Source organism: Streptomyces sp. NPDC001156, from assembly GCF_053598275.1.
Window position 1 is genome coordinate 39,008 of sequence record NZ_JBSFJX010000054.1, and the last position, 13,388, is coordinate 52,395.

The 13,388-nt window shown below is 72.3% G+C and carries 13 protein-coding genes and 1 tRNA gene; 7 read left to right on the forward strand and 7 right to left on the reverse strand.

Annotated features, from left to right (window positions below):
• Positions 1-116 precede the first annotated feature (116 nt).
• The 4 genes from ACWDA7_RS24540 to ACWDA7_RS24555 all read left to right on the forward strand — a co-directional run bounded on the left by ACWDA7_RS24540 (position 117) and on the right by ACWDA7_RS24555 (position 3,936).
• Positions 117-1,088 (forward strand): NADPH:quinone oxidoreductase family protein, encoded by a 972-nt coding sequence (locus ACWDA7_RS24540; protein WP_450606351.1) that lies wholly within the window; start codon positions 117-119, stop codon positions 1,086-1,088.
• The gene (locus tag ACWDA7_RS24545; RefSeq protein ID WP_450606352.1) at positions 1,085-2,266 is read left to right on the forward strand and encodes an acyl-CoA dehydrogenase family protein; all 1,182 of its coding nucleotides are present in this window, start codon (positions 1,085-1,087) and stop codon (positions 2,264-2,266) included. The genes ACWDA7_RS24540 and ACWDA7_RS24545 overlap by 4 nt, the downstream gene beginning before the upstream one ends.
• Positions 2,263-3,372 (forward strand): acyl-CoA dehydrogenase family protein, encoded by a 1,110-nt coding sequence (locus tag ACWDA7_RS24550; RefSeq protein WP_450606353.1) that lies wholly within the window; start codon positions 2,263-2,265, stop codon positions 3,370-3,372. Before ACWDA7_RS24545 ends, ACWDA7_RS24550 begins: the two co-directional genes overlap by 4 nt.
• A gap of 369 nt (positions 3,373-3,741) precedes the next feature.
• A complete protein-coding gene (locus ACWDA7_RS24555) occupies positions 3,742-3,936 on the forward strand; it encodes a hypothetical protein (protein WP_450606354.1) in 195 nt (64 codons plus the stop codon).
• Between the two features lie 2 nt (positions 3,937-3,938).
• On the opposite strand, the gene ACWDA7_RS24560 is transcribed toward ACWDA7_RS24555, so the two are convergent.
• Complete coding sequence (locus ACWDA7_RS24560; protein ID WP_450606355.1) at positions 3,939-5,123, reverse strand: phosphodiester glycosidase family protein; 1,185 nt, start codon at positions 5,121-5,123, stop codon at positions 3,939-3,941.
• 120 nt (positions 5,124-5,243) lie between these two features.
• Positions 5,244-5,600, reverse strand: a complete 357-nt coding sequence (locus tag ACWDA7_RS24565; protein ID WP_450606364.1) for a DUF779 domain-containing protein — start codon at positions 5,598-5,600, stop codon at positions 5,244-5,246.
• A gap of 538 nt (positions 5,601-6,138) precedes the next feature.
• On the opposite strand from ACWDA7_RS24565, the gene ACWDA7_RS24570 reads away from it, so the two are divergent.
• Positions 6,139-8,829: a LuxR C-terminal-related transcriptional regulator gene (locus tag ACWDA7_RS24570; protein ID WP_450606356.1), complete on the forward strand. Its 2,691-nt coding sequence runs from the start codon at positions 6,139-6,141 to the stop codon at positions 8,827-8,829.
• 40 nt (positions 8,830-8,869) lie between these two features.
• Here the strand turns inward: ACWDA7_RS24570 and ACWDA7_RS24575 are convergent, their stop codons facing one another.
• The 5 genes from ACWDA7_RS24575 to ACWDA7_RS24595 all read right to left on the reverse strand — a co-directional run bounded on the left by ACWDA7_RS24575 (position 8,870) and on the right by ACWDA7_RS24595 (position 11,724).
• Positions 8,870-9,067, reverse strand: coding sequence for a hypothetical protein (locus tag ACWDA7_RS24575; protein ID WP_450606357.1), 198 nt, complete (start codon positions 9,065-9,067; stop codon positions 8,870-8,872).
• A gap of 79 nt (positions 9,068-9,146) precedes the next feature.
• Positions 9,147-9,551, reverse strand: coding sequence for an SHOCT domain-containing protein (locus ACWDA7_RS24580; RefSeq protein WP_450606358.1), 405 nt, complete (start codon positions 9,549-9,551; stop codon positions 9,147-9,149).
• A 204-nt stretch (positions 9,552-9,755) separates the two neighbouring features.
• Positions 9,756-10,055 carry a hypothetical protein gene (locus ACWDA7_RS24585; protein ID WP_450606359.1) on the reverse strand — a complete coding sequence of 100 codons (300 nt, stop codon included), beginning with the start codon at positions 10,053-10,055 and terminating at the stop codon, positions 9,756-9,758.
• Positions 10,056-10,236: 181 nt separating this feature from the next.
• The gene (locus ACWDA7_RS24590; RefSeq protein WP_450606360.1) at positions 10,237-10,659 is read right to left on the reverse strand and encodes a DUF7144 family membrane protein; all 423 of its coding nucleotides are present in this window, start codon (positions 10,657-10,659) and stop codon (positions 10,237-10,239) included.
• A gap of 177 nt (positions 10,660-10,836) precedes the next feature.
• Complete coding sequence (locus tag ACWDA7_RS24595; protein WP_450606361.1) at positions 10,837-11,724, reverse strand: SDR family NAD(P)-dependent oxidoreductase; 888 nt, start codon at positions 11,722-11,724, stop codon at positions 10,837-10,839.
• A 70-nt stretch (positions 11,725-11,794) separates the two neighbouring features.
• Here ACWDA7_RS24595 and ACWDA7_RS24600 point away from each other — a divergent pair, with 70 nt between their 5' ends.
• Entirely contained in the window at positions 11,795-12,718 is a 924-nt protein-coding gene (locus ACWDA7_RS24600) for a LysR family transcriptional regulator (protein ID WP_450606362.1), read from the forward strand.
• A gap of 96 nt (positions 12,719-12,814) precedes the next feature.
• Positions 12,815-12,888: transfer RNA gene (locus ACWDA7_RS24605), tRNA-Pro, on the forward strand.
• Positions 12,889-13,388 lie beyond the last annotated feature (500 nt).

Below are 13,388 nucleotides of genomic sequence, written 5' to 3' on the forward strand. Positions count from 1 at the left end.
CCGAAGGGGCGCGTCGGAGGCGAGAGAGCCCGGGGTCCCCCGGCTGAGCGCGGGCGAGGTCTCCCGGCACCGGCCGAGGCGCTCCCGAGGCGAACAGAACAAGCTGGAGGCCCCGCATGCAGGCATGGCAAGTGCACGAGAACGGCGAGCCGGGCGAGGTGATGCGGCTGAACGAGGTGGACCGGCCCATGCCGGGCGACGGCCAGGTCCTGCTCAAGGTGCGGGCCGCGAACATCAACTTCCCGGACGCGCTGCTGTGCCGCGGCCAGTACCAGGTCAGGCCCCCGCTGCCGTTCACCCCGGGTGTGGAGATCTGCGGCGAGACCGAGGACGGCCGCCGGGTGATAGCCAATCCCGCGTTGCCGTACGGCGGTTTCGCCGAGTACACCCTCGCGGATGCCGCAGCCGTGCTGCCCGCCCCCGACTCCCTCGACGACGCGGAGGCCGCGGCCCTGCACATCGGCTACCAGACGGGCTGGTTCGGCCTGCACCGCCGGGCCCGTCTGGAGGCAGGCGAGACGCTGCTCGTCCACGCCGCAGCCGGAGGGGTCGGCAGCGCGGCAGTGCAGCTCGGCAAGGCGGCGGGCGCCACCGTCATCGGTGTCGTCGGCGGTGCCGGCAAGGCCGCCGTGGCCCGGGAACTGGGCTGCGACGTCGTGATCGACCGGCGCGCGCAGGATGTCGTCGCGGCCGTGAAGGAGGCCACCGGCGGCCGGGGCGCCGATGTGATCTACGACCCGGTCGGCGGCGAGGCGTACGCACAGTCCGCGAAGACCGTCGCCTTCGAGGGGCGGATCGTCGTCGTGGGCTTCGCCAGCGGGTCCATTCCCAGCCCCGCGCTCAACCACGCCCTGATCAAGAACTACGCGATCCTCGGCCTGCACTGGGGCCTGTACAACATCAAGAACCCGAAGCTGATCCAGCACTGCCACGAGCAGCTCACCGAACTGGCGGCCCGAGGCGCCGTCAAGCCCCTGGTGAGCGAGCGGGTGCCGCTCGGCGAGGCCGCGTCCGCCGTCCAGCGCGTCGCGGACGGCGTGACCACCGGCCGGATCGCCGTCGTACCGGAGAACGGAGCAACTGCATGACCGACGCAGCCGAACTGCGCCGCCGAACCCGCGAGTTGCTGGCCGCGCACCCGCCTGCCGGCACCGGCCGCCTCGACTTTCTCAAGGCCCGATTCGACGCCGGACTCGCCTGGGTGCACTACCCGGAGGGCCTCGGTGGCCTCGGTGCCCCGCGCTCGCTCCAGGCCGTCGTGGACGCCGAACTGGGGGCCGCCGACGCTCCCGACAACGACCCGCGGCGCATCGGCATCGGCCTCGGCATGGCGGCGCCGACGATCCTCCGCTACGGCACCGAGGAGCAGAAGGAGCGCTTCCTCGGGCCCCTGTGGACCGGCGAGGAAGTGTGGTGCCAGCTGTTCAGCGAGCCCGGCGCCGGTTCCGACCTCGCGGCGCTCGGCACCCGGGCCGTCAGGGACGGCGAGGACTGGGTGGTCAACGGGCAGAAGGTGTGGACCTCCAGCGCCCATCTCGCCCGCTGGGCCATCCTCATCGCCCGCACCGACCCGGACGTGCCCAAGCACCAGGGCATCACCTACTTCATCTGCGACATGACCGACCCCGGTGTCGAGGTCCGGCCCCTGCGCCAGATCACCGGCGAGGCCGAGTTCAACGAGGTGTTCCTCACCGGCGTCCGCATTCCCGACTCCCGCCGGCTCGGGGAGATCGGCGACGGCTGGCGCGTCGCGCAGACCACGCTGATGAACGAGCGCGTGTCCATCGGCGGTATGCGCATCCCGCGCGAGGGCGGCATGATCGGCCCGGTCGCGAGGACGTGGCGCGAGCGCCCCGCACTGCGCACCCACGACCTGCACCAGAGACTGCTCCGGCTGTGGGTCGAGGCCGAGGTCACGCGGCTCACCGGCGAGCGCCTGCGGCAGCAGCTCGTCGCCGGCCAGCCCGGGCCCGAGGGCTCCGGCATGAAGCTGGCCTTTGCCCGGCTGAACCAGGAGATCAGCGGTCTGGAGGTCGAACTCCTGGGCGAGGAGGGCCTGTTGTACGACGATTGGACCATGCGCCGCCCCGAACTCGTCGACTTCACCGGCCGAGAGGCGGGCTACCGGTACCTCCGCTCCAAGGGCAACAGCATCGAGGGCGGGACCAGTGAGGTGCTGCTGAACATCATCGCCGAGCGGGTCCTCGGCCTGCCCGCCGAGCCGCGTACCGACAAGGACGTCGCATGGAAGGACCTGGCCCGATGACGACGCAGCCGGATCTGCTCTACTCCGAGGAGGAAGAGGCGCTGCGCTCGGCCGTCCGCGACCTCCTCACCGACCACTGCGACGCGGCCGCCGTGATCGCGCGCGTCGAGTCGGACGCCCCGCACGACCTATCGCTGTGGAAGGCGCTCGCACAGAGCATGGGCCTCGCCGGGCTCCTCGTGCCGGAGTCCATGGGCGGCCAGGGCGCCTCCCACCGCGAAGCCGCCGTCGTGCTGGAGGAGCTGGGCCGCGCGGTCGCTCCGGTTCCGTATCTCACGAGCGCCGTCGTGGCGACCGAGGCCCTGCTCGCCTGCGAGGGCGAGGACGCCGTGAAGCTGCTGGCGGAGCTGGCGTCCGGGCGGACCGTGGCCGCGCTCGTGGTCGGGCTGTCCGCCCGGCCGGGTGGCGTGCACGGCGTCGTACGGCAGGAAGGCGGTACCCTGCACGGCACGGTGACCGCGGTCGCCGACGCGGCCGCCGCCGACGTGCTGCTGGTCCCGGCCGGGGACGGAGCCCTGTACGCGGTACGCACCACGGACACGCCCGCCGTGACCGTCACCCCGCAGGTGTCCTTCGACCTCACCCGGCCGGTCGCCACCGTCACCTTCGACGGGGCGGCCGGGCACCGGCTCACGGAGGACGCACCGGCAGCCGTGCGACGGGCCCTGCGCGCCGGAGCCGGACTGCTCGCCTCCGAGCAACTCGGCGTCGCCGACTGGTGCCTGACGGAGACCGTGCGCTACCTCAAGGAGCGCAAGCAGTTCAACCGGGCCATCGGCGGGTTCCAGGCGCTCAAGCACCGCCTGGCCCAGCAGTGGCTGGAGGTCGTGAGTCTGCGGGCGGCCGCGCGCAACGCCGCGGACGCGCTCGCCACGGGCGACGGCGACACGGACATCGCGGTGGCCGTCGCCGCGGCGTACGCGGCGCCCGTCGCCGTCCACGCCGCAGAGGAGGCCCTCCAACTGCACGGCGGCATCGGCATGACCTGGGAGCACCCGGCTCATCTGTATCTGAAGCGGGCGAAGGCGGATTCGATCGCGTACGGGACTGCCGGCGACCACCGGCAGGCGCTGGCAGGGCTGGTCGACCTCCAGCCGCCGTCGTAGACCCCGTCGGGAAAGGCCCGCCGCCGGGCGGGCCTTTCCCGTGCCCGCAACCCCGAGGAAGCGCACGCGGGGCGGCGGTCCGGCCGACTTCCGCCCGAAGCGGGCCACTTGGCCACCGGCTCGGGAAGGGCCCATTCTCTAGGGCCGAGCGGCAGAGGCCGCCCGACAACCTCGAACAGGCGCACGCGAACCGGTAGAAGGTGCGCTTCTGGGCCCGCCGATTCCGCAGGTCCTGGAGGATTTCCCCAACTCCCGCCATCGGACCAGAACCACACGTTCGGGGGACACGTCAGCCGCCCGGATGAACCCTCCGCTACGCCAAACTTGCGGCCGAAGGCCGCGCCGTGGGTGTGGCGGAGGAGGTTGACGATGGCCGTTTCCATCTCAGTGGTGCTGTTGCTTCTGTTCATTGCGGTGATCTACATCCGCAACGGCGCGTTGAAGATCTGGCACGCCATCCTCTGCATACTGCTCGGCTTCTTTCTGGCCAGCACGAGCATGGCTCCGACCATTCACCAGGGGCTGGCGGCGACGGCGCAGATCGTCGGCAGTCTGCGCCCCTGACCTCAGGAGTCGGAGAAGACGCCGACTCCGTCGGCGACCGGCCGTTCCACGCCCCCGCTGGGGTGGTTGCGGACCGCCGCCGTACTGGCGCCCGGCGACCTGGTGACCAGGGTCGTGGAGCCGCCACCGTCGAGGTTGAAGCCCTCCGTGGCGCCCAGCTTCCGCAGTGTCCCGGCGACTTCGGCGAGGGTGAGACCGCTGCGGTGGGGCGCCGCTCCGTCGGTGGCGAGCAGCAGCAGGCGACGGCCCCCGTCCCGGATGCCGACCGCGGTGCGTACGGCGGATGTCGTGCCGTCCAGACCGGAGACCGGTGCGCCGTGCCGCAGCACCGGGAAGCCGCCGATGGCGAAGAGGTAGGGAACGCCGGACGAGGCGGCCACCAAGCGCTGCTCCACCTGAACCTCCTCGCCCTGGAACAGCTTGCGCAACTGCTGCGCGCCCGCCTCACGGCCCAGCAGCACCGTGGTGCCCGGCGCGATGGGACCCTTGCCCGGTGCGTCGGCGGTGGCGACGACCTGCTCGTTCTTGATCGTCACCTCGTAGGTGTCGTGGCTGCACGGGCCGCCCCGGTTCGTGTCGGTGCCGCAGGTGGCCCGCACCCGTGATGCGCTGCCCCAGTCCGCGGTGTACGCCCCGATCGAACCCTGCGGCAGCGCGTACTGGTTGAGCCCGCGAAGCTGCAGCCGTCCTTCCGGTGTGATGAGCGAACCGGTGAGGGACAGCCGGTCGAGACGCGCCGTGCGGTCGGTCCCCACCCCCAGGACGTCCTCGGTGCTCGTACCGGGCGGCAGCGCGGGTCCGAAGCGCTGTCCGCGCGGCACCGCGGCCTTGAGGGTGTGCCCGTCCGTGATGGCAGGCCCGACGGCCGAGCCGGTCGCCTGGACCCCCGGGTGCTGAGTCTCGGAGATGTTGAAGAAGTCGCCGTTGATGCCCGCCACCGCGCCCTGCGCGTCCGCCAGTCGTGACACCGAGGCACGCGCCGCGACGGCCCCCGGATACAGCAGGTCGACCCGTACGTGCTTGTTGCGCAGGTCGACGGTGAGCAGGTGGGCGCGCGTCGTCCCGTGGGCCGCGGGGATGTCGAACTGGCTGTACTGGATGCCGGGCGCGACCGTCCGGGTTCTCGGCGCTCCGTCGGCCGGTGCGGCCCCCGTGAGCGCCGCTCCGGCCAGCGCGCTTGAGGCCACGAGAACCGTCAGTGCCGTTCTGAACCGTCGGTCGTGACGCCGCACGGCACCCCCTGATGTCTCGTCAACTTGCTCGGGACCCAGGGGGAGTGCACCAGACCGTGGTGCCTCGTACGGTGTTCAGGCTTCGACGACGCGGGAACGGATGAGAAAACGCACTCCTTCGGGTGCTTCCAGGGAGAAGCCGCTGCCCCGGCCCGACACGACGTCGACGATCAGCCGGGTGTGGCTCCATGCCTCGTACTGGCTCCGGGACATCCAGAAGCGCACCGGCTCGTCGACGCCGTCCACGTTCAGCTCCGCGAGCAGCACGTCCGAGCCGCCGGTGCGGAACTCGCCCTCGGGGTAGCACATCGGGGCGCTGCCGTCGCAGCAGCCGCCGGACTGGTGGAACATCAGCGGCCCGTGGGCCTCCCGCAGCCGCCGCACCAGTTCGGCGGCCGCGGGGGTCAGCTCCACGCGCGGGATCATGTCCATGGTCACGCAGTGAGTCCAGCACGGGCCACGTTGCAACGACGTTGCGTGTCCGGACGCGCAGGCCAGGCGCAGGCGGGCGTGGGGCGTTGCGCAACTGGTGTGGGGGAAGCGCATGTTGCGTATCGGCGGATGTGGGCCGTTCCCCTACTGCCCGGGGCGGAGCGCAGGTTGCGTACCGGGAAGGTCGTGCCCCCGTCCTGGTGCGCGGACGAGGGCGCGGTGGTTCGTCAGTCGCGGTGCAGCAGGCCGGAGGCCAGAGTTCGATCGCGACGGCGATCCATTGCGGGATGGTTCCCGACGCGGTCAGCCCGATCATCGTGACCGTGAGGGGCCCGAACATCACACGCCGTGTGCGAGACGGGGCCCACGTGTGAAGCTCCCGTCCGTCGTACAGGGGGCGTCCCGTGAATCCGCCGACGCGGCGACCCGCGAGGCCGGTACGCGCTGCGCGGACCCCTTCCGTTGCGGCTTCGCGGGCATGGGGCGAAGATCAAAGGGGATTTGTCCGATACACGAGCTGGGGTGCGTGGTGGGTGCCATGCCTCGTCCGACATCCGGCGGCCACCGGGACCCTCCGGCAGGGCCCGTCGCCCCGAACGGGGATCCGGTCCTCGCCGCGCGCTTCAGCGTGCCCGTCCCCCCGCAGGCCTTCGTCCGCAGGCCCCGTCTCACGGACCGGCTCACGCAAGGCGTGCGCGGGCCTCTCACGCTGGTCAACGGGCCCGCGGGAGCCGGCAAGACCCTGCTCGTCGCCGACTGGCTCGCCTCGGGAGCAGCTCCCGGGCAGGTGGCGTGGCTGACGGTGGCGCCCGAGGACAACGGGCCCGGTGTCTTCTGGACCTATGTGCTGGAGTCCCTGCGGCGACACGGGCTGGCGGCCCGGGACGACATCGGCAGCCCGGCCCGCCCGGGCGAGGTGGACCACTCGCTGCTGATCAGGCTCGCCGCGCAGCTCAACCTGCGGGAGGAGCCCCTGGTCCTGGTCCTCGACGAGTTCGACCGGGTGGGCACCTCGGCGGAGGTCGCCGAAGAACTCCAGTTCGTGCTCCGCCACGCGGGCCAGGGACTGCGTCTGATCCTCATCAGCCGTACGGAACCCCTGCTGCCGCTGCACCGCTACCGGGCGGCCGGCGAGGTCACCGACATCCGGGGCGCCGACCTGGCCTTCCGCCCGAAGGAGACGGCCGAGCTGCTGAGCCGCCACGGCCTGCACCTGTCGGAGGACGGAACCCGGGCCCTGACGGAGCGCACCGGTGGCTGGGCGGCCGGACTGCGACTCGGCACCCTGGCCGCCCAGGGCGCCGGTGACCCCGAGGCCTTCCTCAAGGACTTCGAGGCCGGCCAGAGCACGCTCGCCGACTTCCTGCTCGCCGAGGTGCTCGACACCCAGCCCGCCGAGACCCAGGACCTCCTGCTGCGCACGAGCATCCTCGAACAGATCCACCCCGGGCTCGCCAACGCCCTCACCGGCCGGGACGACGCGGAAGCGATCCTGGCGGGACTCCAGCGCGCCAACGCCTTCGTCGAGGCCATCGGCCATTCGTGGTACCGGCTGCACCCCCTGTTCGCCGAGATCCTCCGGGTCCATCTGCGCGTCCGGCACCCCGGGCTGGAACCTGAGCTCCACCGCAGGGCGGCGCACTGGCTGAGCGAGACGGGGCTGCTCACCGAAGCCCTCCCGCACGCGGCGGACGCGGGCGACTGGGAGCTGGCCGCCACCCGGTTCGTCGACGAGCTGGCGATCGGGCGGCTGCTGACCGGACTGGACGCCGAGCAGCTCGACGCACTCTTCGCCCGGATGCCTCCCGACGCCTCAGGGCCCGCCGCGGACCTGGTGCGCGCCGCCCGCGAACTGGCCCGGCACGACGTCGACCGCGGCCTTGCCCACCTTCGCCGCGTCGAGGAGAACCTCCCCGTCGAGGAGTCCTCCGAGTGCGCGCCGCTGCGCCTGAGCTGCGCCCTGCTGCGCGTCCTGGCAGCGCGGATGACCGGTTCGGCCGACCTGGCCGAGGCGGCCGCCGATGACGCGGAGGCGGCGGAACGTGCCCTGCCCGCCGAGCGGCTGGCCCAGCACCCGGAACTGCCCGCATTGATGCTCACCGACCTGGGCTCGGCACAGCTGTGGGCGGGTCGGTTGGACGCCGCCCAGTCCTCGCTGTCCGCCGCCGCGAAGGTGGACGCGGGACCGGACACGGCATTGCCGCGGCACGAGTGCCTCAGCCGGCTCGCCCTGATCGACTTCCTGCGCGGCTGGCCGGGCCGAGCCGAGGCACATGCCCGGGAAGCGGTCGCGGAAGCCGAGCGCTCGGGACTGACGCCCGACGCCCGCACCGGAATCGCCCAGCTCGTACTGGCCGCCGTCGCCATCGACCGCGACGACCTCGACGTGGCACGCGCCCACCTCGATCACGCCGCCTCCTCGACGCTGCCCCGCGACCCCCTGGTCAGCGCGGGCCTGGCGCTGCTGCGCTCCCGTCTCCTGCTCGCCCGGGGGCACCCGCAGGCGGCGCTGCGGCTCCTGGAGGACCAGGAGGGGCTACCGGCCCTGACCGAGCCCTCGCCGTGGGTCGACGACCGCACGGCCCTCACCATGGCAGGCGCCTACCTCGCCGAGGGCCGGCCGCAGGCCGCGCGCGAGGTCCTCGAGGAGGACCGGGCCGCCGGACCGGAGAGCGTCGTCGCCGCGGCCCGTGCCCGGCTCGCCGCCGGTGACGGCGAAGCGGCACACGACCTGCTCGCGGCCCTCCCCGCCGGGCACGGCGAGGGACCGGCCATCACGGTACGGACACTGCTGGCCCGGGCCCAGATCGCCGACGCCCTGGGCGACGCGGCTCAGGCGCAGCAACTCGTCGCCCGGGCCCTCGGCGCGGCGCGGCCGGAGAACTTGCGGCGGCCGTTCCTGGAGTCGGGTCCCTGGCTGCGCCGGCTGGTGCGCCACCGGCCCGATCTGGCGCAGGGCCACGACTGGCTGCCGTCCTCGCTGTTCGGGCACGCCCATGTGGCGGACCCGGCCGAGAGCGGTTCCGCGCCGGTGACCGAACCGCTCAGCGAGCGCGAGCACGAGGTACTGGAACGGCTGGCGCAGATGATGTCGACGGAGGAGATCGCCGCGGACCTGTATTTGTCGGTGAACACCGTCAAGACACACCTGAAGAGCCTGTACCGCAAGCTGGCGGCGACCCGCCGCGGCGAGGCGGTGCGCCGGGCCCGCGAACTGCATCTGCTCTGACGCGCCCGTCGTGCGCCGGCCCGGTCGGCGGGTGCCCGGATCACTCGGGGAGGCGCCGCATCTCCACCACGTGCAGTCCGAGCGCCTGGCAGCGCGCCAGCAGGCCGTACAGCTGTGCCTCGTCGACGACCTGGCCGAACAGCACGGTCTGGTGGGGCACCACGACGCTCTCCAGTTCCGGGAACGCCTTGGTCAGCGTCTCCGACATCTGCCCGTCGACGCGGATCTCGTAGCGCATGAGAACCCCTTGCGATCGTGCGGCTCCCCGTGCCCCCGGCAGCCTCCGCGGACGGCACCGCGGGCCCGGGCCGGGCCGTTCAGGAGACCAGCACCTTGGCCTTGGCCGCCTCGTACTCCGCGTCGGTGATGTCGCCGTGGTCGTGGAGGCCGGCTAGCTGGGCCAGCTCGTCGGCCTTGCTCGTGCGGGCCGCGGGGCCGGAGGCGGCCGCCTCCCGCACGTACGAACGGAACGCCTGCTCCTGGGCCTGCGCCCGGCGCATGGACCGTTCGCCCATGCCCCGGCCCCTGGCGACCAGATAGGCCAGGACGCCCAGGAACGGCAGCACGCACACGAACACCGTCCAGCCCGCCTTGGCCCAGCCGCTGAGGCTGTCGTCGCTGAAGACGTCGTAGATGACCCTGAACAGGAGCATGAACCACAGGACCCACAGGAAGAACCACAGCATGGTCAGGAATGCGTTGAGCAGGGGGTAATTGCTCACGACGACCTCCGGGCGCCGGCCCGTCCGTGCGACGGCGCGGACGGGGGAGTGACTTCTGACGCACTCAACGGTCGGTCCGGCGCGGAGCGCCGGCATCACCCGGTGCGGGTGGCCGTAGGCCTCAGGTGAGGATGGGCACGAGGAGGCTGACCAGGCCGAGGCGGCTCGGTCGTGCGGGCATCACCTGTGGAGGGTGAGGGCCGATCAGCGGGCGTCCCCGGGCGGGAGGGGCCCTCGCGTCCGGGCGTCGACCGTGGCCCTGCCGCTTGCGGCCAGCAGCGCGACCAGGGCGAGGACGGCCAGCAGGACGAGCACCAGGAGCACGACCGTCAGCACGGTGGGGTAGTTCCACAGCGCGAAGACCAGCGCGACGACCAGCAGCGCCGCGATCGTGAGCCACCTGCGGTTCTCCTGTGTCCAGGTGTCGGCCCGTCCGGTCTGGATCCGGTGTGCGTACGCCCAGCCGGCGGCCGAGTCCGCGGTGCGTTCGGAGACTCCGCGCACGGCGACAGGCAGCGGGCCCGGGCCGACCGGGCCCTCGCTCTTCTGTGCCGGTTCGGGGAGCTGGGGTCCTGGACGGCGCTCATGGGGTCTCCGGCTCCTTGGGGATCCGTCCCTCCCATTGCGGCCGTACGCCGGGCGGTCGGCACCCCGGGAGCGTCCCCCTGGGCGAACCAGGCCCGGCCTACCGCGGCGTGGTGGCGTCCCTCGGCGCGACGCACAGCGCCCAGATGATGAACCCGTACAGCGCGATCAGCGTGAGCGACCACACGGGGTAGTACGGGATGGACAGGAAGTTGGAGATGATCAGCAGGGACGCGATCACCACCCCGAGGACCCGAGCCCAGGGGGACAGCGCGAACAGGCCGATGCCCACCGCCACGGCGACCGCCCCGAGCACCAGGTGGACCCAGCCCCAGCCCATGAGGTCGAACTTGAAGACGTAGTTGGGGGTGGTGACGAAGACGTCGTCCTGGGCGATGCCCATGATGCCCCGGAAGATGTCGAGGATGCCGGAGATGAAGAGCATCACGGCGGCGAACAGGGTCAGACCGGTCGCGGCCGCCAGGGTGCCGGGCGAGCGGTCGTGCGACGGGGTGGTGGCCATGAGTGGACCTCCATTCGGTGCCCGGCTGCTGCCTACAGCCGTTCACCAGTGAGCGTGCACCGGACGGGCGCCGTGTTCCTCACCCGGGAAGGGTGACGACGCGAGGCTCGCACACCCGATCGACTGGGCCGGCGGCTCCTCTCGCCTGACCCTGCCCTCGCCGGTGACCCCATCCGGCTACGGGATCAGTAGCCCCTCCGGAAGCCGTGGCGGTGTCCCGTCGTGGCGGCCCAGGACCTGGCCGGACCGGACGAGTTCGCCGTACGTTGCGGGGTCCGCCTCCTCGGTGAGCAGCAGGTCCAGTACGGCGACGGCCGCCTGTCCGGGCGTCTGCGCCCCGTTGAAGTCCGTGAACCACGGCCGGGACAGAGGCGTGTCGATCAGTCCGGGGCAGACCGCGGCGATCAGCCGGTCCGCCGGCAGGTCCACGGCCCGGCGCTCGGCCGCCACCGCCCGCACGGCCGCGACCTGGGCGACCTTCGACGGTACGTTGATCCAGCGCGGCCAGCCCAGCTCCTCGGCCGTACCGGCGTGCAGGGCCGTCCGCCAGGACTCGACGGCCTTCTCGACCTCGTCGAGCGAGGCACCGTCGAACAGGGGCCGCAGCCCGGGGGTGAGATTCCCGAGCGTGCCCAGGGAACTGGCGACCACCAGCAGCCGCCCACCGGGGCGCAGCACCGGCGGGAACGAGCGCAGTACGGCGTGAGCGCCGCCGTTGGCGACGTCGATGAAGTCGTCCGCCTGCTCGGACTGGGAACGGTCCGGGGTGAGCATGGCACTGGCGTTGGACACGACGAAGTCCACCCCACCGAACCGTTCGTCGAGCCCGGTGGCGAGACGGGTGACGGCGCCGGCGTCGGTGACGTCGAGGACCCGGCCCTCGACCCGGCTCCGGGTGGCGGGGTCCGCAGTGATGCGAGCCGTGGCCTCGGCCACCCGCTCGGGGTTGCGTCCGGTCAGCAGGACGAGGTCGTCCGGACCGAGGCGAGCGGCCAGGCCCGCTACGAGGGCACGGCCGAGGCCCTGGTTGGCGCCGGTGACAAGGGCGATGCGCGGAGAAGTCATGCGTCCACGCTAGGAACGGTCCGGCCATGAGTCCAACGAAAGTCCCTCACCTCTGGTATGCGTAAACCTCATGGACTTCACCGACGTCTCCCTCGTCGAACTGCGTGTCTTCCGGGAGGTCGCCGAACGCGGCACGCTCACCGCAGCGGCTGCGGCCCTCGGCTACACCCAGTCCGCGGTCTCCCGGCAGATCGCCTCACTGGAACGAGACGCCGGCGCCCCGCTGTTGGAGCGCCGCCGGGACGGGGTGCGGCTGACGGCCGCCGGGCATGTCGTCCTGCGGCGGGCGGCGACCGTGCTCGACGAGATCGACGCCACGGCGCGCGAACTCGCCGGGCTGCCCACCGAGGGGGGCACGGTGCGCCTGGGCTGGTTCGCCAGCGCGGGCGCCGTTCTGCTGCCGCGGGCCGTCGCCGCGCTGCGGCGCACCCACCCGGCCATCACGGTCACCACCCGCGAGGGCACCACACCCGCCCTGGTACGCGCCCTGCGTGCCGGAACGCTCGATCTGGCGCTGGTGGCCATGGAACCGCCGTACCGCCCGCTCGACACGGAGGCGCCGTCCCTGGCCGTGCGGACGCTGAGCGAACGCAGCCTGCTGCTCGCGGTGCCCGCCGCCCATCCCTTCGGCCGGGCCGACTCCATCGACGTCGCGGACCTGCGCGGCCAGCGGTGGATCGCGGCTCCCTCGTCCGGCAAGGAGAGACTGCTGGGGGTGTGGCCGGGCCTGGACGAGCGGCCCGAGATCGCGCACACGGCGCGGGACTGGCTGGCGAAACTGCACCTGGTCGCGGCGGGTTGCGGAGTGACCACGGTGCCGGCCGCGCTCGCCGCCGCGGCACCGCCGGGCGTACGGATCGTGTCCGTGCGCGGTGGTCCGCAGGAGTTGCGTCGCCTGGTCGTGGCCCATCTTCCCCACCCGCTGCCGGAACCGGCTGCCCGCCTGGTGGAGGCCTTGCGCACGGCGTCGGCGGACACGGCCGGCCCGCCGTAGTCCCGCCACCGCCGCGCGACCGCCCGTGTGAGACCCCCTCAGGCTCGTACGGTAGGGTTGGCCTGCGCGATCACGCGGAACACCGCGGAGTCGCACCGGGACGTGGCGCAGCTTGGTAGCGCACTTGACTGGGGGTCAAGGGGTCGCAGGTTCAAATCCTGTCGTCCCGACTGGGGACAGTCGCAGGTCAGGGCCGGTTTCGGAGGTATCCGAAACCGGCCCTTGATCATTCTTGGGGGACGGTCCGGCGCTCTGCTGCGTGGGGGCTGCACCCGCTCGACCAGCAAAAAGCCCCTCCGGAGGGGAGTGGGAGGCACATGGCGCCGCAGGACTCGGACCCTGCGGCCAAGCGCTTAGAAGATGCGGGTACTCCTCGGTAGTTCGGTCCGATGGCGCCCTGCTGGAGCCATGCCAGGCTGCCGGGTGTCGCTGCCGTCCGCCATCGTTGCCGTCAGCGCTGCCGTCACTGCCGTCGGCCGCAGCGTCGTGTGAGCACCGCTTTGAAGTTCGACTTCAGTACCGGCTGGACCTCCAGTGGTTCGTCCGGCCGGTCGGCAGTCTGGCTCACGTCCGGTTGGCATGCCGAGCACATTACGAGGGTCGGACCATGAGTAGGCTCGCGCTATGTCCACTGAGTCCGTGATGTCGAGTTCTTCGGTCTCTGCCGGGA

Bases quoted from the DNA above. Each gene is read 5' to 3' on its own strand.
- ACWDA7_RS24540 (WP_450606351.1), top strand. From the start codon at position 117: ATGCAGGCATGGCAAGTGCACGAGAACGGCGAGCCGGGCGAGGTGATG.
- ACWDA7_RS24545 (WP_450606352.1), top strand. From the start codon at position 1,085: ATGACCGACGCAGCCGAACTGCGCCGCCGAACCCGCGAGTTGCTGGCC.
- ACWDA7_RS24550 (WP_450606353.1), top strand. From the start codon at position 2,263: ATGACGACGCAGCCGGATCTGCTCTACTCCGAGGAGGAAGAGGCGCTG.
- ACWDA7_RS24555 (WP_450606354.1), top strand. From the start codon at position 3,742: ATGGCCGTTTCCATCTCAGTGGTGCTGTTGCTTCTGTTCATTGCGGTG.
- ACWDA7_RS24565 (WP_450606364.1), bottom strand. From the start codon at position 5,600: ATGGACATGATCCCGCGCGTGGAGCTGACCCCCGCGGCCGCCGAACTG.
- ACWDA7_RS24570 (WP_450606356.1), top strand. From the start codon at position 6,139: ATGCCTCGTCCGACATCCGGCGGCCACCGGGACCCTCCGGCAGGGCCC.
- ACWDA7_RS24575 (WP_450606357.1), bottom strand. From the start codon at position 9,067: ATGCGCTACGAGATCCGCGTCGACGGGCAGATGTCGGAGACGCTGACC.
- ACWDA7_RS24590 (WP_450606360.1), bottom strand. From the start codon at position 10,659: ATGGCCACCACCCCGTCGCACGACCGCTCGCCCGGCACCCTGGCGGCC.
- ACWDA7_RS24595 (WP_450606361.1), bottom strand. From the start codon at position 11,724: ATGACTTCTCCGCGCATCGCCCTTGTCACCGGCGCCAACCAGGGCCTC.
- ACWDA7_RS24600 (WP_450606362.1), top strand. From the start codon at position 11,795: ATGGACTTCACCGACGTCTCCCTCGTCGAACTGCGTGTCTTCCGGGAG.